The organism is Mycobacterium sp. ITM-2016-00318, from assembly GCF_002968285.2.
GTDB lineage: Bacteria > Actinomycetota > Actinomycetes > Mycobacteriales > Mycobacteriaceae > Mycobacterium.
In genome coordinates, this window is sequence record NZ_CP134400.1 from 5,202,948 (window position 1) to 5,229,758 (window position 26,811).

General features: G+C 67.5%; 31 protein-coding genes. 20 read left to right on the forward strand and 11 right to left on the reverse strand.

What is annotated here, in order from left to right; genetic code table 11:
* The first annotated feature begins 208 nt into the window (after positions 1-208).
* Together C6A82_RS25600 and C6A82_RS25605 are read left to right on the forward strand one after the other, a co-directional pair.
* On the forward strand, positions 209-1,759 hold the full coding sequence (locus C6A82_RS25600; RefSeq protein ID WP_105342255.1) for an MBL fold metallo-hydrolase: 1,551 nt from the start codon (positions 209-211) through the stop codon (positions 1,757-1,759).
* Positions 1,756-2,100 carry a hypothetical protein gene (locus C6A82_RS25605; RefSeq protein ID WP_105342256.1) on the forward strand — a complete coding sequence of 115 codons (345 nt, stop codon included), beginning with the start codon at positions 1,756-1,758 and terminating at the stop codon, positions 2,098-2,100. Before C6A82_RS25600 ends, C6A82_RS25605 begins: the two co-directional genes overlap by 4 nt.
* Here the strand turns inward: C6A82_RS25605 and C6A82_RS25610 are convergent.
* Together C6A82_RS25610 and serS are read right to left on the reverse strand one after the other, a co-directional pair.
* On the reverse strand, positions 2,097-3,182 hold the full coding sequence (locus C6A82_RS25610; RefSeq protein ID WP_311101477.1) for an IS630 family transposase: 1,086 nt from the start codon (positions 3,180-3,182) through the stop codon (positions 2,097-2,099). The genes C6A82_RS25605 and C6A82_RS25610 overlap by 4 nt on opposite strands.
* Positions 3,183-3,225: 43 nt before the next feature.
* The gene (serS, locus tag C6A82_RS25615; protein WP_105341283.1) at positions 3,226-4,482 is read right to left on the reverse strand and encodes a serine--tRNA ligase; all 1,257 of its coding nucleotides are present in this window, start codon (positions 4,480-4,482) and stop codon (positions 3,226-3,228) included.
* Between the two features lie 81 nt (positions 4,483-4,563).
* Here serS and C6A82_RS25620 point away from each other — a divergent pair, with 81 nt between their 5' ends.
* The 3 genes from C6A82_RS25620 to C6A82_RS25630 all read left to right on the forward strand — a co-directional run bounded on the left by C6A82_RS25620 (position 4,564) and on the right by C6A82_RS25630 (position 6,656).
* Entirely contained in the window at positions 4,564-6,027 is a 1,464-nt protein-coding gene (locus tag C6A82_RS25620) for a septum formation family protein (protein ID WP_396836840.1), read from the forward strand.
* A 4-nt stretch (positions 6,028-6,031) separates the two neighbouring features.
* Entirely contained in the window at positions 6,032-6,382 is a 351-nt protein-coding gene (locus C6A82_RS25625) for a metallopeptidase family protein (protein WP_199193587.1), read from the forward strand.
* A 64-nt stretch (positions 6,383-6,446) separates the two neighbouring features.
* On the forward strand, positions 6,447-6,656 hold the full coding sequence (locus C6A82_RS25630; protein ID WP_105341809.1) for a hypothetical protein: 210 nt from the start codon (positions 6,447-6,449) through the stop codon (positions 6,654-6,656).
* Here C6A82_RS25630 and C6A82_RS25635 read toward each other — a convergent pair.
* Entirely contained in the window at positions 6,611-7,297 is a 687-nt protein-coding gene (locus C6A82_RS25635) for a histidine phosphatase family protein (protein WP_105341808.1), read from the reverse strand. The genes C6A82_RS25630 and C6A82_RS25635 overlap by 46 nt on opposite strands.
* On the reverse strand, positions 7,294-8,220 hold the full coding sequence (pheA, locus tag C6A82_RS25640; protein ID WP_105341806.1) for a prephenate dehydratase: 927 nt from the start codon (positions 8,218-8,220) through the stop codon (positions 7,294-7,296). Before pheA ends, C6A82_RS25635 begins: the two co-directional genes overlap by 4 nt.
* A 125-nt stretch (positions 8,221-8,345) precedes the next feature.
* On the opposite strand from pheA, the gene C6A82_RS25645 reads away from it, so the two are divergent.
* The 3 genes from C6A82_RS25645 (at position 8,346) to C6A82_RS25655 (ending at position 11,129) form a co-directional block, all read left to right on the forward strand.
* Positions 8,346-9,128, forward strand: a complete 783-nt coding sequence (locus C6A82_RS25645; RefSeq protein ID WP_396836730.1) for a DUF2470 domain-containing protein — start codon at positions 8,346-8,348, stop codon at positions 9,126-9,128.
* A gap of 6 nt (positions 9,129-9,134) precedes the next feature.
* Complete coding sequence (locus C6A82_RS25650; protein ID WP_105341805.1) at positions 9,135-9,899, forward strand: CPBP family intramembrane glutamic endopeptidase; 765 nt, start codon at positions 9,135-9,137, stop codon at positions 9,897-9,899.
* A gap of 216 nt (positions 9,900-10,115) precedes the next feature.
* On the forward strand, positions 10,116-11,129 hold the full coding sequence (locus C6A82_RS25655; protein WP_311101540.1) for an LCP family protein: 1,014 nt from the start codon (positions 10,116-10,118) through the stop codon (positions 11,127-11,129).
* Here the strand turns inward: C6A82_RS25655 and C6A82_RS25660 are convergent.
* The 3 genes from C6A82_RS25660 to C6A82_RS25670 are packed head-to-tail and all read right to left on the reverse strand — an operon-like array spanning position 11,126 to position 13,402.
* A complete protein-coding gene (locus tag C6A82_RS25660; RefSeq protein WP_105341259.1) occupies positions 11,126-11,962 on the reverse strand; it encodes a glycerophosphodiester phosphodiesterase in 837 nt (278 codons plus the stop codon). The genes C6A82_RS25655 and C6A82_RS25660 overlap by 4 nt on opposite strands.
* A 4-nt stretch (positions 11,963-11,966) precedes the next feature.
* Entirely contained in the window at positions 11,967-13,034 is a 1,068-nt protein-coding gene (locus C6A82_RS25665) for a DUF4328 domain-containing protein (RefSeq protein WP_311101541.1), read from the reverse strand.
* Positions 13,035-13,057: 23 nt separating this feature from the next.
* On the reverse strand, positions 13,058-13,402 hold the full coding sequence (locus C6A82_RS25670; RefSeq protein ID WP_105341816.1) for a rhodanese-like domain-containing protein: 345 nt from the start codon (positions 13,400-13,402) through the stop codon (positions 13,058-13,060).
* A 344-nt stretch (positions 13,403-13,746) separates the two neighbouring features.
* On the opposite strand from C6A82_RS25670, the gene C6A82_RS25675 reads away from it, so the two are divergent.
* Complete coding sequence (locus C6A82_RS25675) at positions 13,747-13,902, forward strand: hypothetical protein (protein ID WP_199193588.1); 156 nt, start codon at positions 13,747-13,749, stop codon at positions 13,900-13,902.
* 58 nt (positions 13,903-13,960) lie between these two features.
* Here the strand turns inward: C6A82_RS25675 and sodN are convergent, their stop codons facing one another.
* Positions 13,961-14,383 carry a superoxide dismutase, Ni gene (sodN, locus tag C6A82_RS25680; RefSeq protein WP_105341818.1) on the reverse strand — a complete coding sequence of 141 codons (423 nt, stop codon included), beginning with the start codon at positions 14,381-14,383 and terminating at the stop codon, positions 13,961-13,963.
* A 22-nt stretch (positions 14,384-14,405) separates the two neighbouring features.
* Between sodN and C6A82_RS25685 the strand changes: the two genes are divergently transcribed.
* The 3 genes from C6A82_RS25685 to C6A82_RS25695 all read left to right on the forward strand — a co-directional run bounded on the left by C6A82_RS25685 (position 14,406) and on the right by C6A82_RS25695 (position 16,224).
* Positions 14,406-14,747 carry a S26 family signal peptidase gene (locus tag C6A82_RS25685; RefSeq protein WP_233216726.1) on the forward strand — a complete coding sequence of 114 codons (342 nt, stop codon included), beginning with the start codon at positions 14,406-14,408 and terminating at the stop codon, positions 14,745-14,747.
* A gap of 105 nt (positions 14,748-14,852) precedes the next feature.
* Complete coding sequence (locus C6A82_RS25690; RefSeq protein WP_105341820.1) at positions 14,853-15,386, forward strand: peptidase; 534 nt, start codon at positions 14,853-14,855, stop codon at positions 15,384-15,386.
* Positions 15,387-15,825: 439 nt separating this feature from the next.
* Positions 15,826-16,224, forward strand: a complete 399-nt coding sequence (locus C6A82_RS25695) for a transcriptional regulator (RefSeq protein ID WP_105341826.1) — start codon at positions 15,826-15,828, stop codon at positions 16,222-16,224.
* Positions 16,225-16,278: 54 nt separating this feature from the next.
* Here the strand turns inward: C6A82_RS25695 and C6A82_RS25700 are convergent, their stop codons facing one another.
* The 3 genes from C6A82_RS25700 to C6A82_RS25710 form a co-directional block, all read right to left on the reverse strand.
* Positions 16,279-17,445 (reverse strand): hypothetical protein, encoded by a 1,167-nt coding sequence (locus tag C6A82_RS25700; RefSeq protein WP_105341821.1) that lies wholly within the window; start codon positions 17,443-17,445, stop codon positions 16,279-16,281.
* Positions 17,442-17,933 (reverse strand): ImmA/IrrE family metallo-endopeptidase, encoded by a 492-nt coding sequence (locus C6A82_RS25705; protein WP_105341823.1) that lies wholly within the window; start codon positions 17,931-17,933, stop codon positions 17,442-17,444. Before C6A82_RS25705 ends, C6A82_RS25700 begins: the two co-directional genes overlap by 4 nt.
* A gap of 67 nt (positions 17,934-18,000) precedes the next feature.
* Positions 18,001-19,005 carry a hypothetical protein gene (locus tag C6A82_RS25710; protein ID WP_311101543.1) on the reverse strand — a complete coding sequence of 335 codons (1,005 nt, stop codon included), beginning with the start codon at positions 19,003-19,005 and terminating at the stop codon, positions 18,001-18,003.
* A 211-nt stretch (positions 19,006-19,216) separates the two neighbouring features.
* Between C6A82_RS25710 and C6A82_RS25715 the strand changes: the two genes are divergently transcribed.
* Genes C6A82_RS25715 through C6A82_RS25750 form a run of 8 tightly spaced genes read left to right on the forward strand, consistent with a single transcriptional unit; the run spans position 19,217 to position 26,723 of the window.
* The gene (locus tag C6A82_RS25715; protein WP_105345403.1) at positions 19,217-19,873 is read left to right on the forward strand and encodes a DUF6474 family protein; all 657 of its coding nucleotides are present in this window, start codon (positions 19,217-19,219) and stop codon (positions 19,871-19,873) included.
* 4 nt (positions 19,874-19,877) lie between these two features.
* Positions 19,878-20,402 (forward strand): hypothetical protein, encoded by a 525-nt coding sequence (locus C6A82_RS25720; protein ID WP_233216929.1) that lies wholly within the window; start codon positions 19,878-19,880, stop codon positions 20,400-20,402.
* Between the two features lie 36 nt (positions 20,403-20,438).
* Positions 20,439-21,110 carry a YcnI family protein gene (locus C6A82_RS25725; protein WP_105345390.1) on the forward strand — a complete coding sequence of 224 codons (672 nt, stop codon included), beginning with the start codon at positions 20,439-20,441 and terminating at the stop codon, positions 21,108-21,110.
* A gap of 35 nt (positions 21,111-21,145) precedes the next feature.
* A complete protein-coding gene (locus tag C6A82_RS25730) occupies positions 21,146-21,619 on the forward strand; it encodes a copper resistance CopC family protein (RefSeq protein ID WP_105345405.1) in 474 nt (157 codons plus the stop codon).
* Positions 21,595-22,545 (forward strand): copper resistance D family protein, encoded by a 951-nt coding sequence (locus tag C6A82_RS25735; protein WP_233216931.1) that lies wholly within the window; start codon positions 21,595-21,597, stop codon positions 22,543-22,545. The genes C6A82_RS25730 and C6A82_RS25735 overlap by 25 nt, the downstream gene beginning before the upstream one ends.
* A gap of 42 nt (positions 22,546-22,587) precedes the next feature.
* Positions 22,588-23,076, forward strand: coding sequence for a hypothetical protein (locus tag C6A82_RS25740; RefSeq protein ID WP_105345407.1), 489 nt, complete (start codon positions 22,588-22,590; stop codon positions 23,074-23,076).
* A 45-nt stretch (positions 23,077-23,121) separates the two neighbouring features.
* The gene (locus C6A82_RS25745; RefSeq protein ID WP_105345392.1) at positions 23,122-23,877 is read left to right on the forward strand and encodes a MerR family transcriptional regulator; all 756 of its coding nucleotides are present in this window, start codon (positions 23,122-23,124) and stop codon (positions 23,875-23,877) included.
* Positions 23,878-23,903: 26 nt separating this feature from the next.
* Positions 23,904-26,723 (forward strand): adenylate/guanylate cyclase domain-containing protein, encoded by a 2,820-nt coding sequence (locus C6A82_RS25750; protein WP_105345393.1) that lies wholly within the window; start codon positions 23,904-23,906, stop codon positions 26,721-26,723.
* The last annotated feature ends 88 nt before the right edge of the window (positions 26,724-26,811 follow it).

Genomic DNA, 26,811 nt, shown 5'->3' on the forward strand with positions numbered 1-26,811 from the left:
TTCCCAACCGAACCCGTGGCGGTTCCTACGGTCGCCGACGCGATCGCCGCAGGTCGACCCCTACGCGCGGGGTGGGTCGATGAACTCCCCACCTGCTCATCGCCGAGCGCAGCGACGGGGTGACGGCCGACACCGAGCGCATCGCGTACTACCGCTACAGCTGGGACTAAACTCACCCTGAGCTCCCACCCCGCAGGAAAGGCAATCAGTGCAGGTCACCAGCGTCGGCCACGCCGGTTTTCGCATCGACACCAGCGCCGGAAGCATCCTCTGCGACCCGTGGGTGAACCCCGCTTACTTCGGGTCGTGGTTTCCGTTCCCCGACAACAGCGCGCTGGACTGGGATGCGCTCGGCGACTGCGACTACCTCTACGTCTCGCATCTGCATAAGGACCACTTCGATCCCCAGCACCTCGTCGCGCACGTGAACAAGGACGCGGTCGTGCTGCTGCCCGACTATCCGGTGCCCGATCTGCAGCGCGAACTGGTGGGGCTCGGCTTTCATCGCTTCTTCTCGACGACGGACTCCGTCAAGCACACCGTCAGTGGCCCGAAGGGCGACCTCGACGTGATGATCATCGCGTTGCGCGCCCCGGCGGACGGCCCGATCGGCGACTCCGGATTGGTGCTCGACGACGGAGAGACGGTGGCGTTCAACATGAACGACGCACGGCCCGTCGACCTGGACGTGGTGCACACGGACTTCGGTCAGGTGGACGTGCACATGCTGCAGTACTCGGGCGCGATCTGGTATCCGATGGTCTACGACATGCCCGCGCGCGCCAAGCAGGCGTTCGGCACGCAGAAGCGGCAGCGCCAGATGGACCGCTGCAGGCAGTACATCGCCCAGGTCGGTGCGACGTGGGTGGTGCCGTCAGCCGGTCCGCCGTGCTTCCTCGATGCCGAGCTACGCGACCTCAACGACGACCACGGCGATCCGGCCAATATCTTCCCCGACCAGGTGGTCTTCCTCGATCAGATGCGCACCCAGGGCCACGACGGCGGCCTGCTGCTGATCCCCGGTTCGACCGCCGATTTCACTGGCTCACAATTGAACTCGGTGCACCATCCGCTGCCCGACGACCAGGTCAACGCCATCTTCACCACCGGCAAGGCCGACTACATCGCCGACTACGCCGAGCGGATGGCGCCGGTGCTCGCCGCCGAGAAGGCCCGTTGGGCGCCTGCCGAGGGCGAGTCTCTGCTCGAACCGCTGCGGGCCAAGTTCGAGCCGATCATGAGCCAGAGCGACCAGATCTGCGACGGCATCGGCTATCCCGTCGAGTTGCGCATCGGGCCTGAGACGGTGGTCATCGACTTCCCGAAACGGGCTGTCCGCGAGCCTATTCCGGATGAGAAATTCCGTTACGGGTTCGAGATCGCGCCCGAACTGGTGCGCACGGTGCTGCGCGACGACGAGCCCGACTGGGTGAACACGATCTTCCTGTCGACACGCTTCAAGGCGTGGCGGGTGGGCGGCTACAACGAATACCTGTACACCTTCTTCAAATGCCTGACCGACGAACGCATCGCCTACGCCGACGGCTGGTTCGCCGAAGCCCACGACGACTCGACGACGATCGAGCTGGACGGCTTCCTGATGCAGCGACGCTGCCCGCATCTGAAGGCGGACCTGTCGAAGTTCGGCGTGGTGGAGGGCTCAACGCTGACCTGCAATCTGCATGGCTGGCAATGGAATCTGGACAACGGGCGGTGCCTGACATCCAAGGGCCACGAGCTCAGGTGCGAGCGGATATGAGCGCCGCGCCTCGCCAGTACTACGACGACGGGTTGATCCAGCTCGACCAGGAAGCGATCACGTTGCGGCGCTACCACTTTCCGTCGGGCACATCGAAGATCATTCCGCTGCGATCGGTCCGCGGCTACAAGGCCGAACCGCTCGGGATGTTCACCCAGCGGTTCCGCATCTGGGGCAGCTCGGATCTGCGCCGGTGGCTGCCGCTCGACGTGTGGCGGCCGATCAAGTCGACGCTGGTGACGCTCGACGTGGCAGGCGCCAAGCCGAAGCCCGCGTTCACCCCGCAGCGTCCCTCTGAGTTCCTGGCCAAGCTCGACGAGCTGCTCGAGTCAAGACACTAGTGTCCTGAGTCGTTAATTCGTTGGCAGTAGTTGCCGATGCTGGCGAGGATTTGGTCGGCGGTTTTGGTCCAGACGTAGGGCCGGGGGTTGTCGTTCCAGGTGTCGATCCAAGCCCTGATGTCGGTGTTGAGTTGGCGCACCGAGGTGTGGGTGCCGCGACGCAGTTTCTTGGTGGTCAGTTCGGCGAACCACCGTTCGACCAGGTTGAGCCATGACGAGCTGGTCGGGGTGAAGTGCAGGACGAACCGCGGGTGCGCCAACAGCCAGCGCTGGACTGCCGGCGTCTTGTGGGTGGAGGCGTTGTCGAGCACCAGGTGCACGTCCAGGTCGGTGGATACGGAGGCGTCGATGGTCTTCAAGAAGGCCAGGAACTCGGTGGCCCGGTGGCGTGTGTGCAGCGCACCGATCACCTTTCCGGTGCTGAGATCCAGTGCGGCATAGAGGCTTGAGGTGCCGTGGCGGACGTAGTCGTGGCTGGCTCGCGCGGGGATTCCGGGCAACATCGGAAACACCGGCGCAGTGCGATTGAGCGCCTGAATCTGGGTCTTCTCATCAACACACAACACCATGGCCCGTTCCGGTGGGTTCAGATACAGTCCGACGACGTCGCGGACCTTGGCCACGAACAACGGATCCTTGGACAGCTTCCAGGAATCCTGTTTATGCGGTGCCAGGCCGAATGCCCGCCACACCCGCGACACCATCGACTGCGACAGTCCCAGGTGCTCGGCCATCGACCGGGTCGACCACTGAGTGGCGTTTCGGGGGGCCGTCTCCAGCGTGGCAGTGATCAGCTCCTCGATGCGGGCATCCTCCACGACGCGGGGCCGGCCCGGCCGCGGTTCATCGAGCAAGCCGTCGAGGCGATCAACGGCGAACCGGTTGCGCCATTTGGTCACCATCCCGCGGGTCACGCCCAGCTCCCGGGAGATCTGCGTATTACTCGAATCACCTTCACAGGCAAGAACTATGCGAGAACGCAGGGCCAGCGCCTGAGCGCTCTTAGGTCGACGCGCCCAGGCCTGCAACTGCTCACGCTCATCGTCGCTCAACACAACGCTCATCGCTACTGGACTCGGCATGATCCCAGTCTAGCGGCTGAGCGCGGATTAACGACTCAGGACACTAGCGGGGCTCAAGCACTTCGGTGCCGACGTAGGGCCGCAGCGCCTCTGGCACGCGCACGCTGCCATCGGGTTGCTGATGGTTCTCCAGGATCGCCACCAGCCACCGGGTGGTGGCCAGCGTCCCGTTCAGCGTTGCCGCCGTCTGCGGCTTACCGTTCTCGTCGCGGTAGCGGATCGCGAGCCGTCGGGCCTGAAACGTCGTGCAGTTCGAGGTCGAGGTCAGCTCACGGTATGTCTGTTGGGTCGGGACCCAGGCCTCGCAGTCGTACTTGCGGGCGGCGGACGCGCCGAGATCCCCCGCGGCGATGTCGATCACGCGGTAGGGCACCTCGATGGCCGCGAGCATCTGGCGCTCCCAGCCGAGCAGGCGCTGATGCTCCGCCTCGGCGTCTTCGGGCTTGCAGTAGACGAAGCCCTCGACCTTGTCGAACTGGTGCACGCGGATGATGCCGCGGGTGTCCTTGCCGTGACTGCCGGCCTCTCGGCGGAAGCACGACGACCAGCCCGCGTAGCGACGCGGACCGGCGGACAGGTCGAGGATCTCGTCGGAGTGATAGCCGGCCAGCGGCACCTCGGATGTGCCGACGAGATAGAGGTCGTCGGACCCGAGCCGGTACACCTCCTCGCTGTGCGCGCCGAGAAACCCGGTGCCCTCCATGATCTCTGGTCGAACCAGCACGGGCGGGATGACGAGGGTGAAACCGTTCTCGGTGGCCAGCCTGACCGCGTGCTGCATCAGACCCAGTTGCAGCAGTGCCCCATATCCGGTGAGGAAGTAGAACCGCGCGCCGGAGACCTTGGCGCCGCGCTCCAGATCGAACAGCCCGAGTGATTCACCAAGGGCCACATGATCTTTGGGGTCCGTGATGGCCGGTGGTTCGCCTACGGTGTCGAGGATCGCAAAGTCGTCCTCGCCGCCCGAGGGCACGCCGTCGATGACGACGTTCGATATCGCCATGTGTGCGTCGGTTAACGCCTTGGCGGCGTCGGCCTGCTCGGCTTCGGCGGCCTTGACCGTCTCGGCGAGTTGCTTGGCCTGCTCGAGAAGGGCCGGTCGGTCCTCCTTCGACGCCGCGCCCACCTTCTTGCTCGCGGCCTTCTGCTCGGCGCGCAGGTTATCGGCGGATGACACCGCGGCCCTGCGGTCCGCATCGGCCTTCAAAAGGGCGTCGACGAGACCGGGATCCTCACCACGGGCACGCTGCGATGCCCGGACCGCATCCGGGTTTTCACGCAGCAGTTTGAGGTCGATCACGGCGCAACCCTACCGTTGGGGGCACAACCCCATAACGTTACATTCGCCTCCCTTGTCACAGGGGTCGGCGCGCCTGTCACAATAGAGCAGATGTTGGATGCACCCGAGCGGGTCGACACGACCGCCAGGCCGACCGAAGCGGTGGCAGAACACCACCCGTCCAAGGTGACGTGGTGGCGCAGTCTGCACGCCACGTCCACCCGGCGCGCGTTGTTGCTGACCGCGCTCGGTGGGCTGCTGATCGCAGGCGTGCTCACCGCGCTGCCGCAGCGCGACGGCGTGGGCGGCGGCCCCGCCGGTTCGATCGCGCTCGGCCTGCGCGGCGCCGAGACCTTCGGCAAGGCCAAGAGCGGCGACTGCCTGAACTGGCCGGAACGCAACCCGGATGCCGCCCAGGTCGTCGAATGCAAGAGCGAGCACCGATTCGAGGTCGCCGAGTCGGTCGACATGCGGACCTTCCCCGGCAGCGAATACGGACCCGACGCCGCACCGCCGTCGCCCGCGCGCATCCAGCAGATCAGCCAGGAGCAGTGCCAGGTGGCGGTGCGCCGCTATCTCGGCGAGCGCTTCGATCCGAACAGCCGTTTCACGGTTTCCATGATGTGGTCGGGCGACAAGGCGTGGAAGCAGTCCGGCGAGCGCCGGATGCTGTGCGGCCTGCAACTGCCCGGTGCCAACAACACACAACTCGCCTTCCAGGGCAAGGTCGCCGACGTCGACCAGTCCAAGGTGTGGCCCGCAGGCACGTGCCTCGGCATCGACCCGTCGACCAACCAACCGACCGACATCCCTGTCGACTGCGCAGGCCCACACGCCATGGAGGTGACCGGCGCCGTCAACGTCGGCGAGCAGTTCCCCAACGGCCTGCCGCCCGAACCCGAGCAGGATGCATTCGTCAAGGACGCCTGCACCCGCATGACCGACGCCTATTTGGCGCCCATCCAGCTCCGCAGCACCACGCTCACGCTGATCTACAGCACGATCTCGCCGCCGAGTTGGGCGGCAGGCAGCCGCCAGGTGTCGTGCAGCATCGGCGCCACCCTCGGCAACGGCGGCTGGTCGACGCTGCTCAACAGCGCCAAGGGTCCGCTGCAAATCAACGGCCAGCCACCGATCCCGCCGCCGGACCTTCCCGAGGAGCGGCTGAACTTCCCGCCGATCCCGATGCCCGACACGTCGTCGTCAGCGGGACAGAGCAGCAGCTCGTATGACCAGAGCGGCTCGGGCAGCTCCAACCAATCCAGCCAGTCGACCCAGTCGACCCAATCGACCCAGCACGGTCAGCAGTCGCAGAACACCGCGACCCAGACGCCGCCGTCACCCGCGCCCGCCCCGCCCGGCAACACGTTCCTGAACGAGGCGCCGCCCGGCCAGGCGCCTCCCCCCGCCGACGCTCCCCCGCCGCCACCGGCAGACGCACCACCCCCGCCGCCACCGGCAGACGCACCGCCCCCGCCGCCTGCCGATGCGGGCGTCCCGCCGCCCGCGCCGGGTCCGGTTCCCGGGCCGCCGCCAGCCGAACCCATCATCCCGCCGCCGGCCTGATCCGATGACCGTGCGGATGAGCCCGCAACGGTTTGAGGAACTGGTGTCGGATGCGCTTGATCTGATTCCGCCTGACCTCGCCGCGGCGATCGACAACGTCGTCGTGCTCGTCGAGGCACGCAACCCGGATGAACCCGACCTGCTCGGACTCTACGAGGGCGTTGCGTTGACCGAACGCGACTCCTGGTACGCGGGTTCGCTACCCGACGCGATCACCATTTATCGCGAGCCCCTTCTGGACATCTGTGAGTCAGAGGACCAGGTGGTCGACGAGGTCGCGATCACGGTCATCCACGAGATCGCGCACCATTTCGGCATCGACGACGACCGCTTGCACGAACTCGGCTGGGCTTGATCCCGCGGCGGAGGACAGGGCGCGGCAACCGCGGATTGTCCCTCGGTGGTGCTATCAAGGGGCCATGGAGCAGGACTGTCGCGGGTGTCGAGCGGGACTCGACCACTGCCACGGCACCGTCATCCATCACGCGCTGCAGTGGTCGGAATGCACTGAGGTCGACTGCGTCATGCCCGAAGTCGGGCACGCATTCGTCGTCGACTGCGAGGTGATCGGCTGCGTCTGCGTTCAGCCCATCGGGTCCGCCGAGGAGAGTGCGTCCTCCACCGGGTGAGGCTCGGGCTCGGGATAGAACGGCGGAGCCGCCTCGCCCCAGTGCAGACAGCTCCACCGGCCATCGGTAATCGGCGCCAGCACAACGGATTCCGCATTGCTGAGGTGGTGGTCGAGCGCGAAGCCGGTGTCGACACCTGCCAGCGTCGCGGCCGCCAGCCTGATCGCTGCACCGTGGCTGACCACGACGACGTCGCCGTGCCATGAGTCGTCGTCGAGATAGCGCATCCGCAGCTGCGTGAGCACCGGCACGTACCGGTCGAGGACCTCACGGCCACTCTCGCCACCGGCCAGCCGCGCATCCAGATCGCCCTTGTGCCAGCGGTGGTAGACCGCCTTGAACTCCTCGATGGCGGCATCGTCGTTGCGATCCTCGAGAGCGCCGACCTGGGCCTCGTGAATGCCGTCGAGCCGCTGCGGCGCCACCCCGCGCTCGTCGCCGATCTCGGCGGCGGTCTGGGAGGCCCTGATCGCAACGGAATGCGCCACCAGCCCGATCTCATGCGGCCACTCCCGCGCGAAGATGCGCGCCTGTTCACGTCCGAGCTCGGTGAGTTCAGCACCCGGCGGGCGGGTGTCGAGCCGCCGCTCGACGTTGCCGTGTGACTGACCGTGTCGAACCAGCACGAGCCGTCCGCTCATGTCCGGCCCTCCCGCAGTCCCGCCAGCCAGCGTGACGCCTCGTCGAGTTGAGGCGGCGCAGCTCCTGCTGCCGACCCCGTCGGCCATGACCCCAGATATCGCACATCTGCACAACGACGGTGAAGCGCTTTGAGTGCCTCGGCGACGGCATCGTCATCTATATGTCCCACGCAGTCGAGGAAGAAGATGTAGGTGCCCAGCTTCTTCCGGGTGGGCCGCGACTCGATCCGGGTCAGGTCGATGTCGCGGATCGCGAGCTCGGTCATGGCCGCCACCAGCGCGCCGGGAACGTTCTCCAGTTCGAGCACCACCGACGTCCGGTCCGCGCCCGTCCTCGACGGCGGCGGGCCCGGCCTGCCGACCAGCACGAAACGGGTTCGCGCGTTCGGCTCGTCGACGACGTCGGAGGCCAGCGCGCTCAGTCCGTACCGCTGGGCGGCCAGCGCGGTGCTCACGCCCGCGTCGGCGCGGCCCTCGGCGACATCGTCGGCCGCCGCGGCGTTCGAGTTGGCCGGTATGAGCTTGGCGTCGGGCAGGTTTTCCGCCAGCCAGTTGCGAACCTGCGCGCTTGCGACGGGGAACGCTGCGATGGTCCCGACGTCCGCGACGGTCGCGCCGGGGCGCACCACGATGGTGAACGCCACATCGAGGGTGAGCTCGGCGAAGATCTGTAGCTCGGAGCCGGTCGCGAGGCTGTCGAGCGTCGGCAGCACCGAACCCTCGATCGAGTTCTCGATCGGCACGCACGCATAGTCGGCGTCGCCGGAGCGCACGGCCGCCAGCGCGGCGGTGGTGCTGTCGGTCGGCAGCGGCGTCACCTCCACAGAAGGTGCGCTACCAGGCACCATGCCGCCCTCCGAGATGCGGATCAACGCCGCCTCTGTGAAGGTCCCCTGCGGTCCGAGGTAGGCGATGCGCGGCACGTTTCAACCCTAACGGTTGACCGGCGACGGCCCTTCGACGTCGCAGGGTGCGTCTTGCAGACCAACTTAGGGTTCGCTAAGTTAGGGTCACCTTATCTACCGGAGGCGATGTGATGGCGGCACCGATGACGACACCGACGACGGCCGAGCGGATTCGCAGCACGTGCGTACGCGCGGGCGGTGCGATGCTCGCGATCGAAGGCGTCGAACCGATCCCCAGCTCCGTGCACCACCTGCTGGATGACGGCTCGTTCGCGGTCACCGTCCCCGTCGACGGGTTGGTCGGCATGGTCGTCGCCGCAGGCGCCGCAGGCGTGCCCGCGGTCTTGGAGATGACCGACTACGCGCCGCTGCCGTTGCGCGAGCCGGTGCGCTCGCTGGTCTGGACCCGCGGCCGCGTCCAGACCGTCCCGTCCGGGGAGATTCCCGAGCTTCTCGACCTGATCGCCGCTGCCGACCCCAATCCCGCGCTCCTGCAGATCAATACGGCGCACGACGCCGACGGCGATACCCGGCTGACCTTGGTGCGGCTGGAAGTGGAGTCCGTGGTCGTCGCCGACTCCACAGGCGCGGAGGCCGTCGGCGTCGGCGCCTTGCTGCAGGCCCGACCAGACCCCTTCTGCGTGATGGAGTCGTGCTGGCTGCAGCACCTGGAGGTGGCTCATCGCGAGGTCATCGACCGCCTCGCGGACCGACTGCCGACGACGCTGCGGCGGGGCCGCGTGCGACCGCTCGGGCTCGACCGGTACGGCGTGCGACTTCGGGTGGAGAACGACGAAGGCGATCACGACGTCCGGTTGGCGTTCAACAAGCCCGTCGACGACGTCACCGGCCTGTCGCAGGCGATCCGGATCCTGATGGGCTGCCCGTTCCTGAACGGGCTCCGGGCCAAGCGCCCGCTACCGTAGCGTGGTGTGAGCGCGCCCGAGGAGCTGACCGAAGCCGACCGGCGCGCGCTGCACATCGAGATCGCCGTCGTATTGGCGGTGACGTTCGGGCTGAGCGCCTACACCGCGGTCCTCGACCTCGTCGAGGCCATCCTGCTGAATCTGTCGAAGCAGACCGTCGCGCTCAATCCACGGCTGTCGCCGTTCGACCTGATCAACCTCGGGCTCAACCTGGCCAGGGTGGCGCAGTTGATCGCGTGGGGCGCCCTCGGGCTCTATCTGTTGTGGCGCAGCGGAATCGGGCTCGCCAAAGTCGGGCTCGGCCGCATCAGGCTGCGCCCCGACGTGCTCGGCGGCCTCGGCCTCGCGGCCCTGATCGGTCTGCCGGGCCTCGGCCTCTACGCCGCGGCGCGCGCACTCGGCATGAGCGTCTCGGTGGTGCCGTCGACGCAGAACAACTCGTGGTGGCACATCCCTGTGCTGATCCTGCTCGCCCTCGCCAACGGTTGGGCCGAGGAGGTCATCGTCGTCGGGTGGCTGCTCACCCGGTTGCGGCAACTGCGGGTGAATCCCACAGTCGCCCTGGTCGCCACCAGCCTGCTGCGCGGTGCGTATCACCTCTACCAGGGCTGGGGCGCGGGTCTTGGCAACGCGGTGATGGGCCTGGTGTTCGGGTACGCGTGGCGGCGTACGGGACGGTTGTGGCCGCTGATCATCGCGCACGGCGTCATCGACACGGTGGCGTTCGTCGGATACCTGCTGCTGGCCGGCCATCTCGGCTGGCTCGAATAGCGGGCCGCGTACATTCTCTGTGTGAACGGCGACCGGCGTCCTCCACCACCCCGGCGGCGTGAGCCCTCGCAGGTGATCAGGCGCGACCCGAACCGACCGCCACCGGTGTGGCCGCCCAATCCTCCGACTCCGCCGAGGCGTCCGCCGTCACCGCCCCGGTACCCGCCGGCATCGCCGCAGTCTCGGCCGCCGCCGGTACGGCGGCCCAATCAGGTTGTGCGCCAACCACCTTCGCCGCCACGTCCGGTGGCGCAGAAACCCAGGCGCCGCGCGCGCCGAATCGCGTTGAGCCTGTTCGCGGTGCTCGTCCTCACCGTCGCAGGGCTGATCGGAACCGCGTTGTGGATCGACACCAAACTGCATCGGATCCCTGCGCTGGCCGCCTATCCCGACAGGCCCGCCGAGGGTAAGGGCACGACGTGGCTACTCGTCGGGTCCGACAGCAGACAGAACCTGACCCCCGAGCAGCAGATCGAACTGGGCACCGGCGGCGACATCGGCAACGGGCACACCGACACGATCATGCTGGTGCACGTGCCCGGGCTGTGGTCGGACGCCCCCACCACGATGGTGTCGATCCCCCGCGACTCGTATGTGGAGATCCCCGATTACGGCACCGACAAGCTCAACGCCTCCTTCGCCTTCGGCGGCGCCGCACTGCTCGCTCACACCGTCGAACAGGCGACCGGCGTGCGGCTCGACCACTACGCCGAGGTCGAATTCGACGGGTTCGCAAGGCTTGTCGACGCTGTCGGCGGGGTGACGATGTGTCCCCCCGAGCCGATCTCCGACCCCCTCGCGGGCATCGAACTTCCAGCGGGCTGCCAGAAACTCGACGGCCCCAACGCGCTCGGCTACGTGCGCACCCGCGCCACTCCGCGCGCCGATCTGGACCGGATGGTCAACCAGCGGCAGTTCATGTCGACTCTGATGCACCGCGCAGCCAGTCCGGTCGTCGTGCTGAACCCGTTGCGCTGGTACCCGATGGCCAACGCGGCGGCCGACTCTCTCACCGTTGACTCGGGTGCCCATGTGTGGGACCTCGCGCGGCTGGCATGGGCGCTGCGCGGCGACATCACCACCACGACCGTGCCGATCGGCGAATTCTCCGGCAGCGACTCGGGTTCTGTCGTGGTATGGGACGAGGACGTCGCCGACCGGTTGTTCGCAGCCCTGAGGGCGGATACTCCCGTGCCGCCGGACGTGCTGGAGGCCGGAGCCATCCGCTAGTCGCGGCCCGCCCCGGTCAGCGGGTTCTGGAGCCAGTCCTTGGTGCGCCCGGGGTGATTGGTCGCCACCCACGCCACCCCGAGTTCCCGGCAGTACCGGACGTCCTCGTAGTGGTCGACGGTCCAGCAGTACAGCGCGCGGCCCTGAGCGGCAGCTCGGTCGACGAGTTCGGGGTGCTCGCGCAGGGTCATGATCGAGGGGCCGACCGCCGTGGCGCCGACGGTGGTCGCCGCGCTGCCGCCGAGGTAGCGCGACGTCTCGCCGAGCAGAACCGTCGGCAGCAGGGGCGCCGCCCGCCGGATCCGCCAAACCGCGGCCGCCGAGAACGACATCACCACCGCCCGCGACAGGTCAGCCGACGCGGGCGACGCGATGCCGTAGCGGTGCAGAAGCGCCAGCACCTTGCTCTCCACCAGCGCGCCGTAGCGCACCGGATGCTTCGTCTCGATGAACAGCTTGACCGGACGGCTCCAATCCAGCACCAGCGAGACCAGGTCGTCGAGCGTGAGCAGCCCGGTGTCGCCCTGCGAGCCGTCGGCGCGCCAGCTGGCGTGCCATGAGCCGTAATCCAGTTCCTTCAGCGCGGCAAGCGACATCTCGCTGACCAGCCCGGTGCCGTTCGAGGTTCGATCCACCCGCCGGTCGTGGACGCACACCAAGTGCCCGTCCTTGGTCAGCCGAACATCACACTCCACACCATCGGCGCCCTCCTGCAGGGCGAGCTCGTAGGCGGCCAAGGTGTGCTCGGGACGTTCCGCGGACGCGCCCCGGTGGGCGACCACGAACGGGTGACCGCCGAGGTCGTTGCCGTCTCCGGCGTCGCCCGCGTTCATACGGCTATGCTGCCGGGTTTTGGCCTTCGGGCTCAACAGGAACACCCGATTCCGGCTCGACTTTCTCCGCTCCTCCCGTGCGCGGCGATTCGTCGGCGACGATCACCCACCGCTTCGACGGCTTCTCGACCGGCCTGCGCTCGAACCCGAGAAGGACGCGGGCCACCGAAACCATCGCAGCCATCGCGATCAGGTAGGCGACGATGGTCGTCACGGTGTTGTCGGCGATACCCTGCGCATCGGTGGTGAAGCTCGTCGCGATCGCGAACACCGATACCGCGGTGGACAGCACCCATACCGCCCACCAGACGGTGATCGGCCTGCGCAGGCGGGCGGCAGCGTCCTCGACGTCGGCGAGCTCGAGCACGAACACCGGCGCCCACGCCAGGTTCGCGAATGGCACGAGACAGCCCGCCCGCAGCGCCCAGAGCGGCCGGTGTTCCTCGCGCCCAACGTGGTTGAAGGCCGCCGCGCGTCGTGCGATCAACCAGTTCGTCAGCAGGACGAAGGTGGCGAACACCAGGAAGAGCGCGGCCACACTGACCACCACACCGATCCACGTCGCGAGCCACGCCACCACGGGATTCAGTAGGACGTCGCGATTGATGATCAACAGCGCATACCGCACGATGTGCACCAGAGCTGCGACGCCGAGCACGGCGATCGTCGCCACCAGGGTCACGCGCAGCGCGCCGATCGCGGGACCGCGGCGCGGTTCGGCCTCCTGCTCGTTCTGCGCGGTGTCGAACTGGTCGACGAGTCCCCACCGCGGAATGACCGCATAGCGCGGTGTCGGGCCGAAGTTGCGCGGTCGGCGGCGAGGAGGCGGCGCCGAGCCGGGGCGGACGGCGACCCAGCGGTAGCCGGCAGGCAGCCGCTGCGAACCCTTCTGCTCGCCCTGGCCGCCGGGACGTATCGCGGGCGCGGTCGGAGGTGCGCTCCACTGCGAGGGCGGCGACGGTGGCGCCGACGCGGACGGCGCGAGCAGGGTGCCGTTGCACCGTGGGCACCAGACCCGCTGCCGGTCCCGCACGTTCCACCGCGTCCCGCACCGGGAACACACCTGGATCATTCGACCAGCCTAGCGAGGGTCGCTCAGACGGTGCCCGGGCCGCCGCCGTCGGTGACGACGGGCCTGCCCGCATCGGACCACGCCTGCATACCGCCACTGACGTTGATCGGCTGATAGCCGTTCTGGGCCAGGTAGCGGGCCACCCGCATGGACCGGCCTCCGAGGTGGCACACCACGAAGAGCGTCGCCTCCTGATCGATCTCGGCCATGCGGGCAGGCACCTCGCCCATCGGAATGTGCTGAGCGCCTGCGGCGTGGCCGCGGTCCCACTCGTCGTTCTCCCGGACGTCGAGCAAAACGACTGACTCGTCGAACGCCGTCGGGACGCCGGACACGTCTACTTCCCGGATACTTGCTGGGCCCGCCATGCCCTCATGCTAGATGCGGGCTCTTGTCGACACACGTCAAGCAGCAATGTGCGGCTATCCACAGTTTCCACAGGTTCATCCACAGGCAGCCACCGGGGGAAACCCCCTCTGAGCTTCTCAGTCTGTGCATTTCCTTGGGAGCCCTGTGGATAACCTGGGACCGTTATCGAACAGTGATCAACAGGCCAGACCCGCCTGAGCGAAATCGATTGGCGCTCTAACCTTTGCTGCAGACGGCCCGATTTTCCCCGTTGCCGGCAAAGGGTTATGATCGGCGTCACAACAGCAGTTGTGATTGATCTCACGGGGGTGGGTAAGTGAACGTGCCGGTCAGGGGCCTCTAGATGACATCGCATCCATACGGGTCCGGATCCGCTACGTCGTCTGAGTGGCAGTCGTCGGCTCACGTCTATCCGCGGGGCCAGTTGATGGCGTGCGTTCGCGCAGGTCTCATCGCGCTCGTCCTGCTGGGCATCCTCGCGCTCATCGTCTTGTTCTGAACTCGTTCCGAAACTGAAAAGCCGCCGGAGACCGGCGGCTTTTTCGTCTGACGCACGTCTACTTGGGCGGGTACACGCCCATCTGCTTGGCCTTGTCGGTCTGCCAGAAGATGTCGGCGATCTCATCGATCGTCTTGAGCAGCTTCTCGGCGACGGCGGCGTCGAGCGACTTCTTGACGTCACCCGCGCCATGGACACCGTCCCAGAACAACTGGTGCAGGTTCGGGAACTGCTCGAAGTGCTCCTTGGTGAAGAAGTCGGCCCACAGCACCATCAGGTGGTGTTTGACCTCCTCGGCGCGGACCTCCTTGATGTAGATCGCACGGGTCTTGAAGTGCTCGTCGTCGGAGTCGTGGTACTTCTGAATCGTCTTCAGGCACGACAGCGCTTCGATCTTGGCCTGCGCGGGGTCGTAGACACCGCAGTACAGGTCGCAGTGGGCGTGGGCTTCAGTAGCGTTTGAGAAGAGTCGATGCAGCATTGCTTTAACCTACCCTCAGCACATGGGCGATAACCATCGACTCCGATGGTGGCCGATCCGCCGCTTCGCGGTCGTCGACGACTCCATGCGCCCGACCCTCGGCCCAGGTGACGGGCTGCTCGCCGTCCGCGGCGGAGGCGTCCGGCCCGGCCAGATACGCGTATTCCCTGACCCCAGGCGCTCTTCCCGGTGGCTGGTCAAACGCGTCGCCGAAGTGCACGACTCTGGGAGCACGGTGATTTTCGAGGCGCGCTCCGACAACCCCCGCGCGCCGGGCGCCGCCGATTCGCACGAGTTCGGACCCGTGTCGGCGGCCGGCTCCTACCGCGTCGTGCTCAAGGTGCGAGCCAAAATCGACCGATAGCACCCGTGTCGTCTTGCGCCCCAGTCGTTGCTGGCTCATGCTGAGCGGATCGGCCCAGTGGGGTGTCGGCGACGTCCGAACACATCGACGAGTCGCGGAGGCGAGATGGAGACGGGGTCTGGTCGAGCGATCGAGATCGCTCCATTCCATTCGCGCGGTGCGCTCAAAGGCTTTGTCGTGTCTGGCCGATGGCCTGATTCGACCAAGGAGTGGGCACAGGTACTGCGGGTCGCTGTGCGCGTGGCGTCCTTCCCCGGATTGCTCGCCACCACAACGATATTCGGCGCACGCGAGGAGTTGCCCGAGTCTCCGGAACCCGGCACTGTCGGCCTCGTGGTCGCCGAGGGCACGGTGGTTGGCGAGAACGCCGTGCCGCCAGGGCATTTCGCCGACCACCAACCGCCCGCACTGCTCATGCTGCACCCACCGTCGGAGACCACCCCGTCGCTGCCGGAATGTTCTGGCGCCGCATCGGGGTGCGTTCTCCTTCCCGGCCTGCCACACCTGGGTCTCGGACACCGCGCCGCCTGGGTGGAGGCCGAGTCCGATGGAACCGTCACCTCGATGGTGAGCCGCGTCGGCATCGATCCGATCAGCGATCCCGACACCGCCGTCCTGGCCATGCTCCTCGCCGCCTAGGGCGTCGTCCGAGAGTCCTCCGCTGAAACCGTCGCCCGACCAGAGGGGACATGCGGCTGGAAATTCCGTCTCCCCGCGCCGGGCGCCGCGCCGTCGGTGAGGGGTTCGTAAGGGCGTAAAATCAGCAAACCTCGCGATCCGCTCGGTAGGGGGTGACACCGGTTGCCCGAGGCCGGTGCGGCGAGCAGATAGCCAATGGTCAGGAACCTCCGAGCTAAGTCCCACCTACGTCTCCGTCAAAATTTGCTTGACCCCATCATGAGACATCGTTGAGATATGGTCTAAACTTGCTGCTTACCGCGCTATCGAGGCCCGCGAGGAAAAAGCCGCGTTAACTTTTCCGCGGTTTGCACTTGGTTGTTGGCACAACTCTCGCTACGATGATCAGCAAATACGCCGCCTAGTTTGCCCGCTCTGTTTGCATGTGGAGGTCAATCCGATGAGCAAGACGTTCTCCGCCCGCCTAAACCGCCTGTTCGACACGGTTTATCCGCCGGGGCGTGGTCCGCACACATCAGCTGAGGTGATCGCGGCCCTCAAGTCGGAGGGCATCACGATGTCGGCCCCCTACCTGTCTCAGCTGCGTTCAGGCAACCGTACGAATCCGTCGGCGGCGACCATGGCCGCCCTTGCCAACTTCTTCCGTATCAAGCCGGCGTACTTCACCGACGACGAGTACTACGAGAAGCTGGACAAGGAATTGACCTGGCTGGCCAATATGCGCGACGAGGGCGTTCGTCGTATTGCGGCAAGGACGGTCGGCCTGTCCGCCGAAGCGCAACAGGACATCGTTTCCAAGGTCGATGAGTTGCGTCGCCGGGAGCATCTCGACGATTAGCCCGCGGGGCGCGGCAACGCCGTGCCCGGCGAAGTAATCGCCGAAACCCCTCCATCAGGAGGACGCTGCGACACCCGCCCTGTCCAGCTGCCGGTACTGCTTCGCGATCGCCAGGATCCACTCCCGGTCCGAATAGCTGGTGGGTTGACGCAGCCAGCCGAGACCAGGGAACAACGCACGCTTGGTCTCCGCGTCGGTTTCGCCGCGGCCCGCGTGTATCCACTCTGCGACCGCGCGCGCTTGTGCCTCCGGCCCCACGTCCGGTGAGTCGACGTCGGCCAGGTCGATCAACTCATCCAGGTCGTGGTCGGCCGATGCGCCGGAGGCGTCCACCCGACGCCGCAGCGCGGCATCGGCGGCCGTGGCCTCGAGAAAGAGCGCGTCGGAGATCAGCGACATCCGCTCGGCCACCCGGAACACCAGCGGCCCGCGGGGACGAACCCCGATGCCCACGTCGGGATGTCGCTGGCCGAGCTCGTCGAGCAGCGGCGCGATCACCCGCAGCTCCCGGCGCGCGCCGAACCAGTCCTCGACGCTGGGCAGTAGCGAGCCCGCCGCGACCACGAGCATCGCGCAGCCCAGCAGCGTCGCGGCCGCACCGACTCCGACGAATTGCGTTGTGCCGACGGCACGCAGGAAGAAGAAGGCGCTGGCGAGCACGATCAGCACGATGCCGACGGTGAACACGAACAGCGCCCTGCCGCGGCGGGTCCGATTCGAATGCCGCATGCCCGCCCAGGATACGAGCGTCAGGGCCAGCAGCACGTACAGCAGAGGCAGAAGCCATGAGAGCGCGGTTCCGTTGGAGCCGAGGTTGCGTCGCAGATACTCCTCGGGCGACATCTCCGGCTGATGGCCAGCGGCGAAGAACACCACAAGCGTGGCGGTCGCGATGACCACGGCAATGCCGTACTGCCACATCGCGATGCGACGCAGCGTCGCCGGTTTACGTGGCGACGCCACCGTGGTGATCATCACGCAGCTGCCTGCGGCGCAGGCCACCAACGCGACCTGGCTGAGCCCCATCGAGATGTTCGGCCAGTGCAGCAGCGTGTCCAGAAGCAGCGTCAGCGGTTGCCAGTTGAGCGCGGCCACCAACCCCAGGCTGCCGAGCGCCAGGATCATCGCGGTGCTCACCAGGGATTGCTTGTTGACGAGGGCCCAACCGATGCGCAGGCCGGTGGCGAGACCGAGTAGTCCGGCGATCACCCAGATGATCAACCAAATGCCTCTCCGAGCCGTATCTGCACGATCGAGGAGCGGTCGGAGGGCAACCTACCGAGGCGGTAGATGAGCAGCGCCGCGAAATCCTCGGCTTCCTGCTCGGCGTCTTCACCGCTCGGCCCCATGCAACCGGTGCGCTGGTTGAGCATGTAGCCGATCAGTTCCGAACTGGCGAACTCCGTTTCCGCGCGGGCGGCTTGGACGACGGGAATGCCTTCGTGGCCGAGGACGAGGTGGCCGAGTTCATGGGCCAGCGTGCGGTCCCAGGCGGGCAGTCCCTTCTGAATCAGGAACACGTCCCGGTCGGCGTACTGCCGCCACTGGCCGCACACCCCGGGAGGCAGATCCGACATCTTGAGCTCGATGGGCCGCTTGCGGTCCGCACTGACGGCGTCGACAAGGCGGGGCAACGAGATTTCACCGCGGCGCGGGGCGAGATCGAGCACCGCGCTGACCGCGCGGGTCACGTGCCGACTTGCAGGCATTACATCCCCCTCTCCGACGAGTCCACTATGCGCCGCCCACCCCGCTTGCGGGGGGCAGTTTGTACTACTACCTCATGAATCGTGCTGAGCCGCCGACGTGGACGGCGTGCCCCGCTTTCGCTTGCCGGTACCCTACTAACCCCCCGGCACCCGTGAGCACCAGAATCCCGACAAGACCAGGCACCGCCAGCGCTGCTACCTGCGGCATTGCGGCGGTGCGGAGATATTCGTTGTAGCCGATCCGATACGACGCGTTCGGCGCCGCGGCATTGGACCCGACGTTCGCCGGTTGCGGATTCCTGCCGGGGGGCGGTTGCGACGGGAGACCGCGCGGTGCGGGCGGCAGGCCGGCCGACCCGCCCGAACCGCCCGATCCGGCGCCACCGGCGAGCCCGACACCGAGGGGCGGCGCGACGATCACCGGCAGGGCGATGGGCACCGCGGCGCCAACGGCTGCCGCGCCAGCCACCACACCGGCCCCCGCGTCGATCACTGCGGGTTCGCCGGGAAGTCCCGGCGGGGCCGGAAGCTCGCCGGGCAGTTGCATATCGGGCACCTGCGGCGGTTTGTAGCGCGGCAGGTCGATGACCGCGCCGCCGCCACCCGGGAAGCTCTGCGGCGGAGTCGGTTCGGGCTCTGCTGGCGGCTCACTGGGCTTCGTCGGCTCAGTGGGCTTCGTCGGCTCAGTGGGCTTCGTCGGCTCGGTGGGCTTCGTCGGCTCGGTGGGCTTCGTCGGCTCGGTGGGCGGCGTCTTCGTCCCGCTCGACGGGGTGTCTGTTCTCGTCGGTTCGCCCTCGCCGGGGCCGTTCCACCGGCCGTTGCCCCAGCTGGTGTCGGGCCGCTGCCACACGTTGGACGCGTTGTCGCCGCCGCCGTCGTCGAAGCCGAACGCGCGCCGGACGATGTCGCCCACCGAGTCGTCGCGCGTGTGGCTGTCCGGACCCTTGCGGTCGTCCTGGCGGCTGTGTCCCTGACCCGGGTCGGCAAGCGCGATGGCCCCGCCGGCGCCACAGATCAGCAGGCCAGACGCTACGAGGCATGCCGATGCGGCGGCACGCGCGCGCGGAGCCACTCGGTCACCACCTCTCACGACGCGCCGAAAACGGCGATTGACGATTGCGACGATTGTCGCACAATCTGTTCGCCACGTTTGCTAGTGGACCGAACCAGAGACATTGCGGGCCGCGTCGGCGGCGGTCGCGGCGCGGACGATAGTGTTGTTCAGCGCCATCGCGAAACACGAATGGCCGAAATGCCGACGAGATGACCGGGAGGCGGCCGGGATGGGTCTGTTCAAGCGACGGAAAAGCCGCGCTACTCGGCGAGCTGAGGCCCGCGCCATCAAGGCGAAGGCGAAGCTGGAGGCCAAGCTGGCGGCGAAGAACGAGAACCGTCGGCGCAAGGCCGCCCACAGGGCCGAAACCAGGGCGCTGAAGGCTCAGCTCCGGGCGCAGCGGGAAAGCGACAGGACGGCGCTCAAGGTTGCTGAAACGCAACTCAAGGCGGCCCGCGAGGGCAAGCTGCTCTCCCCGGCGCGCATTCGCCGAACGTTGACGATCACGCGCCTGCTGGCCCCGATCGCGGTGCCGCTCGCCTATCGCGGGGCGATGGCCGCCCGCGGTTTCCTCGATCAGCGCAAGGCCGATCAGCTGGGCATCCCGCTCAGCCAGCTCGGCCAGTTCTCCGGGTACGGAGCGCAGCTGTCGGCCCGCATCGCGGGCGCGGAGCAGACGCTGCGCATGGTCGCCGAGAAGAAACCGAAGGACTCGGAGACCAAGCAATTCGTCGCCGCCATGACCGATCGGCTCACCGACCTCTCAGCTGCGGTGGCCGCAGCCGAGAAGATGCCGACGGCCAATCGGCGGACCGCCCACAGCTCGATCAGCCAGCAACTCGACGGCATCGACGCCGACCTGATGGCCCGCCTCGGCGTGGCCTGACGCAGTGAGCGCCCGGCAGACCACCGCCGCCCGTCTGCGGGGTATCGCCGCCGGGCTGCTGACCGCGGCACTGGCGGTGGCCGCGCACGGTGCCGCCGACCACGCGGTGCCGTCCGGTACGGCTGTCGCGCTGCTCGCGGTGCTCGCCGCGACGGTGGGTGCGCTGACGACGTCCATGCCGCGCGCCTCCGACGCGCGCGTGGTTTTCGGTCTGCTCGGGACGGGCCAGGTCGTCGGCCATGTGATGCTGACCGTCGCCAGCCACAGCCACGGCACCGTCGCAGCGCCCGGTTCGGCGATGCTGACCGCGCACGCGCTGGCGGTGCTCGCGGGGGCGGTCCTGATCGCCACCGGAGATCGGCTCTGCCGCGCGGTGTCGCGTGTTCTCGAGGTGGCCGTTCGCGCGGTCGTCCCGCCGGTTCCCACCAAGCCGTTCGTCGTCGCCTGCGCCGATCACCCTCAGCGGTCGGTACTGCTACTTGCCGCATCGGTGTCACATCGGGGTCCGCCGGTCAGCCTCGCCCGCTGACCGTTCCAGTCCCCCGATCGAGAAAGTGACAATTCCATGCGTTCCCCCTTCAGGGCGCCAACGCGCGCCCTCTTCACCGTCGCCGGCACGGGCGTGGCCGTGTGCATCGGCCTAGCCTCCGGGGCCTGGCCCGCGTCAGCGCACGTGCACGCCGAAGCCGACAACCCCGCGCCTGGGTCGACGGCGGTGGTGACCTTCCGTGTGCCCGGCGAGTCCGAAAACAATTCTCTGACAACGAAGTTGAGCGTGAAACTGCCCGACGTCGCATCCGCCCGAACCGAGGCCATGCCCGGCTGGACGGCCACGCTCGATCGGGATGCCGCGACGGGTGCCGTCCGCTCGGTGACGTGGACCGCCGACCCGAAGGCCGGCATATCGTCCGATCAGTTCGCACTGTTCAGGGTTTCGGTGAAGCTCCCCGACGGTGACAGCGTTTCCTTCCCCACCACCCAGACCTATTCCGACGGCACTGTGGTGGCATGGGACCAGGGCCCCCTACCGGACGGCGGCGAACCCGACCATCCGGTGCCTGCACTGAGCCTCACCGATGCCACCGCGTCGCACGGGGTGTCCGACGTAGAGATGACGGCCAGAAGCGCGCCGACCGAACAGGCCGCCGACAACACCGCACGGTGGCTTGCAGGCGGTGCGCTCACGCTCGCCGCGGTCGCCGTAGCCGCAGCGCTGGTCGCACGGAGGCGCACGTGATCCGGGCGTTGCGGCTCGCGTTCATCGCCGCCCTGATGGCGGCGATGGCGCTGGCCGGTGCGCCCGTGGCGTCGGCACACGCCGCCAGCATCGCGGCCGACCCCGCCGAGAACACCGCGCTGGCCGCCGGACCGCAACGGGTCAGCGCGACGTTCAACGAGCCGATGCAGTCCGCGTTCGCCGCGATGACCGTGGTCGGCCCGGATGCGAACCTCTGGTCCGTCGGCGACCCCGAGGTCACGGGTGCGGTGCTCTCCGTCGGCGTGCGCCCACTCGGTCCGGCGGGCACGTACACGGTGAACTACCGGGTGACGTCGGCGGACGGGCACTCGGTGTCCGGTTCGTGGACGTTCCGGCTCACCGTCGCCGCGACCGGCACACCGGGCCCGTCGGCCGCCAAGCAGGCAGAGCCCGCGGGCGGAGACGGAATCCCGGTGTGGCCGTTCCTGGTGGCCGCTGCGGTGATCATCGGGGGCGGGATCCTGTGGACGGCGCGGCGAAGGACCTGACGCCGACTCGGCGCCGCGCCGCCGTCGGCGGTGTTCTGGTCGTTGTCGGCGCCGCGCTTGCGGCATGGGCATTGGCGTATCCGCAGCCCGCGCCCGCGGCCACCGTGGTGCGGGCGCTCGCAGACTGCACGGCGGCGGTCACGCTGGGCCTGGCACTGGTGCCGATGCTGGACGCGGGCCGCTACCGCGACGAGCTGGCGCGGCGGGCGGGCGGACCGCTCGGCTGGGCCGCCGGCGTCTGGCTTCTGGCCGAGCTGTGCCGCGTTGTGGTGGGCGCGGCCGACGCCACGGCGGTTCCCGTCACACGCGTCGGCCTGCGCACCACGGCGGAATTCGCGATGTCGACCTCCGCCGGACGGTCGAGCCTGTTCAGTGTCGCGGCCGCCGCGCTGGTGTTGGTGATTGCGCTCGTCGCGGCGAAGACGCCGCCGTCGGCGGTCGCCGCGGCGGGGATCACCGCGGTCGGACTCGTCGCGCGCACGGTCGGCGGCCACATGTCGGCGAGTGCGTTCGGCGCGATGGCGATCGCGATTCACGTTCTGGCGGCCGCCCTCTGGTGCGGCACGCTGGCCGCGCTCGTGCTGACGGTGGCTCACCGCGGGCAGTGGGCACGCGTCCTACCGCGCTTCTCCGAGCAGTCGCTGTGGTGCGTTATCGCGTTGCTGGCCGGTGGCGTGATCGGTGCTCTGGTTGCGGTGGACTCGCCGAGGCAGCTGTTCGCCACCGGATACGGCCGGGTGTTGCTGCTCAAGATCGTGCTCACCGTTGTCTTGATCGTGCTGGCGTGGCGCAACCGCGCCCGCTGGTTGCCTGCGGCAAAGTCCCATCGCGTCACCGCGTACGTCTCGCGAACGAGATCGCTGACCGAACTGGCAATCATGGCGGTCACCCTGACCATGGCCGCCGCGTTATCAGTGACCGGTTAGGGTTGAATGGCGAAGGACGAGACACTGCAAAGGAGCAGCCTGATGGCCGACCAGCAGGATCGACCCGACGAAAAGCCGGGGACCCCAGCGCCCACGCCGCCGCCTGCAGCCCCGCCGCCACCACCTCCGGCGAAGGAGCCGCCAGGCAAGTCCGCCAAGGCTGCGAAGAAGACCCCGGCAAATGCACCCAAGAAGACGCCGGCGAAGGCCGCCAAGAAGGCTGTGCCCGCCAAGAAGGCCGTGAAGAAAGCCGCCCCGAAGAAGGCCCCGCCGAAGCCGCCGACTCAAGGGCCGCCGAAGGTCGCGCCCAAGCTCGCCGACACCAACGGCGATCGTAACCTCGCTGCCGCCAAAGAGGCCGCCGCGCAAGCGAAGTCAACCGTGGTCGCGGCAGGTAATCCCGCGACCGGCCCGGCCACGGTGCCTCTCGTCGGCCCCGAGCCGTCGCGGCTGCCGCTCGCCGCGGCGATCGCCGCAGGCGTGCTGGCCATCCTGCTCGTGCTGGTGGCTCGCCGCCAAGGCGACGACTGACAAAGCACTTGACCCTCACGTGGCGTCAGGGTCGATAGTGGCGGCATGGACGCCAAGACCGTCGGGGCGGTAGCCACCGTCACGGGTGTCTCCGTCCGCACCCTGCACCATTACGACCACATCGGTCTGGTGGTGCCGAGCGTCCGCACCCCGGCCGGTTATCGCGGCTACACCGACGCCGACATCGAGCGGCTCCATCTGGTGCTGGTGTACCGCTCGGTCGGGCTGCCACTCGACCAGATCCGCACCCTGCTCGACGACGGAGGCGCCGACGTGGCGGCCCATCTGCAGCGTCAGCATGCGCTGCTGAGCGAGCAGGCCGACCGGCTCAACGACACGATCAAGGCAGTGGAGGAACTGATGAACGCACATCGCAGGGGCATCCAACTGACGGCGGAGGAACAGGTCGAGATCTTCGGCGCCACCGCGTTCAGCGAAGAGTATGCCGATGAGGCTGAACAGAGATGGGGCGACACGGACGCATGGGCGCAGTCGCAGCAACGCACGGCCGGCTTCACCAAGGACGACTGGATCAGGATCAAGGCCGAGGGCGAAGCGCTGCTGACCGCGCTGGCGGAGGCCAAGCGGGCGGGGGTCGCACCGGGTTCGGCCCGTGCCGACGACCTGGCGGCCCGGCACCGCGCGTCGATCGATCAGTTCTACGCCTGCGACGACGACATGCAGCGCTGCCTGGTGCAGATGTATCTAACCGACGAGCGGTTCACGAGGTACTACGACGACGTGGAGCCGGGTCTGGCGCAGTTCCTGCACGACATCGTTGTCGAAAGCTTGAATTCTTAGTCCGTTCCACCGTTAGTTTGAGGCCCATGACCGGGCTTCTGCCCTCGGGGACGGTGACTTTCCTACTCACCGATCTGGAAGGGTCTACGCGGCTTTGGGAGAGCAATCCCGAGGCGATGACCGCGGCGATGGTCCGGCACGACGAACTGCTCCAGGAGGCGATTACGGCACATCGCGGCTTCGTCTTCGCGCGGATGGGTGACGGCATGGCCGCGTCGTTCTCGACTGCCGGTCAGGCGGTCGCGGCCGCGGTCAGCTTCCAACGAGCTTTGACCGAGGAGCAGTGGGCCACGGCCAGTCCGCTTCGCGCACGCATCGGGATACACACCGATGAGGGCATCGTGGTCAACGACAACAACTACGTGAACCAGCCGGTCAACCGCGCTGCCCGGTTGATGGCCGCGGCACACGGAGGGCAGGTCGCCGTGTCAGGCGCCACGGAATCGCTTGTCCGCGACGAGCTTCCGATCGGCACGCGGCTGATCGACCTCGGCGAACATCGCCTGCGCGATCTCGGGCAACCGATGCGGGTATTTCAACTCACCCATGACGGGCGGTCCGACGACTTTCCACCGCTACGGACCATGGACTCCTTCCCCGGAAACCTCCCGGCACAGGTGAGTTCGTTCATCGGGCGACAGAGCGCGGTCGCCAAGGTCGCCGCCGCGCTGACAAACTCCCGAATCGTCACGATCACCGGTGTCGGCGGAGTCGGCAAGACCCGGCTTTCGCTCCAAGTCGCGGCGGACGTTCTGCCGCGTTACCGCGACGGAGCATGGCTCGTCGAACTGGCGCCGGTCAGGGACCCCGATGGCGTCGTCGACGCCGTGGCAGCGGTATTCGGTCACAATCGAACGGGCCCATCGCTCGTGGAGTCGCTGGTCGAGATGCTCCTCCACAAGAAGGTCCTCCTGGTCCTCGACAATTGTGAGCACGTGCTGGGTGCGACCGCAGAACTCGTCAGCACCATCGAACGGGTCTGCCCCGGCGTCGCAGTGCTGGCCACAAGCCGCGAGGGCATGGCCATCGACGGTGAGCAGTTGATCGCCCTACCGCCTCTTGATGTCGGTAAGCCAGGCGAGGAAACCGGAAACCTGTTGCAGACCGATGCGGTCAGCCTGTTCGTCGAACGCGCCAGGCGAGTAAAGGCCGATTTCGAACTCACACAGGACAATGCCGACGCAGTAGTCGAGATCTGTCGCCGGCTCGACGGGGTCCCGCTTGCGATCGAGCTCGCCGCGGCCCGCACCATCGCCCTGAGCCCAGCGGAGCTCCTTCGTCGGCTGGACCGCCGGTTTCAGTTGCTCGCGGGCGGTCGGCGAGGAGCAGTCGAACGCCACGCGACACTGCGTGCTGCGATCGACTGGTCGTATGAGCTGCTCGATCCGGCCGAGCAGCGGCTGCTCGCGCGCGCTTCGGTGTTTTCCGGCGGCGCCACCTTCGCGGCCATCGAGGCGATCTGCTGCGGCGGCCCGGTCGGTCGCGACGTGGTTCTCGACCTCGTGACACGTTTGGTTTCTCGGTCACTTGTCGTCGCAGAGGACCGAAGAGACGCAACTCGATACCGACTTCTGGAGACGATCCGGCAGTACGGCGAGGAGCGTCTCACCGAGTGCCACGAGACCGAGGCAATGCACACCTGCCATGCCGACTATTACGCAGACCTGTCGGCTCTGTCCTCCGAAAACGCGCACGGGCCGGAACAATTGACATGGGTCCGGAAGATCAACGTCGAGCGCGAGAACATCCGTGCGGCCCTGATGTACGCGATCGACATCGGCAACTCCGCGCTAGCGGTCAAACTCGTCGCCAGTCACCCACATCGGCAGGCCATGTCCGGATACCCGATGGGAGACGTACTCCTGACGCCGGCGTTTCGGGTACTCGACCTGCCCGGTGCCGAGAACGAGCCCGAGTACGCGCGCGTTCTCGTTGTCGCGGCGCATCAGTCGGTCTACAGCGGCGACTACGACACCGGGCACGAACTCTGCCGACAGGCGGCCGAGGTCGAGGGGAAACTTCACGACCCCCTCCCCGGTCCCCGAATCGAGATGGACCAATGGATTCTCAGGGCCGCCGCGCTGCTGTGGTCGGGTGACTACACCGAAGGCGCGACCTCCTATGCGCGGGCAGCCGAAATCGCGGACAGCGAAGGTTATCCCGGCATTGCCGCGATGTTGCTCTCGTACAGCGTGAACAGCATGCTGCTAGGAGGAAGTAAGGAGAACGAGGAGATCGAGAGGGCGGAGGAGGCTGTGAGGCTTGCACGTAGATCTCGGATGCCGGCAGCGATGGTGTCCGGCCTCAACTCGCTGGCGCTTGCGATCGCCGAGCGAGAACCAGCCCGCGCGCGTGCGTTGTTGCGGGAGAGCGTGGACCTTTCCACTGCGTCCGGCGATGAGATGTCGATCGGTTTCCTCACCGCGTGCATGGTGTCCGGCCGCCTACGCGATTGGGAGTTGACACTGGCGTTGTCAGGCCGTTCATTCGCGGGAACGCGTTGGGCACTCGCGCCGTCTCAGGTCGCCACCACCCTTGCCGAGTGCGCCCGGTCCTTCGCCGAAACCAAACCGGAGGTCGCCGGCCTCCTTCAGGGAGCCGCTTACAGCGCCTTCGCTCAATCCAATCCGATGTCGAGGGAAAGGCGCCGCATCCCGCAGTCCTCGAAGGGGAACTTTGTTCTGGAAGCTCTCCGCGAGACCGGCAAGCTCGTCAGCGATGCTCTAGGTGATCAGAAACGCGGGGAGCTCGCACATGCGGGGGCTGCCATGAGCATGGACGAAGCGGTCAGCTGTGCCCTGGCGAGCATCGACCCCAAGCTGCTGTCCGGACCCGTCTCGGTCTGAATCAAAACCACAAAGCGGTGATATGAGCTAATCGGCGTCAAATGTGCTGAATCCCGCTTGATATCTCTGAGAACGCATAACTTGTGCG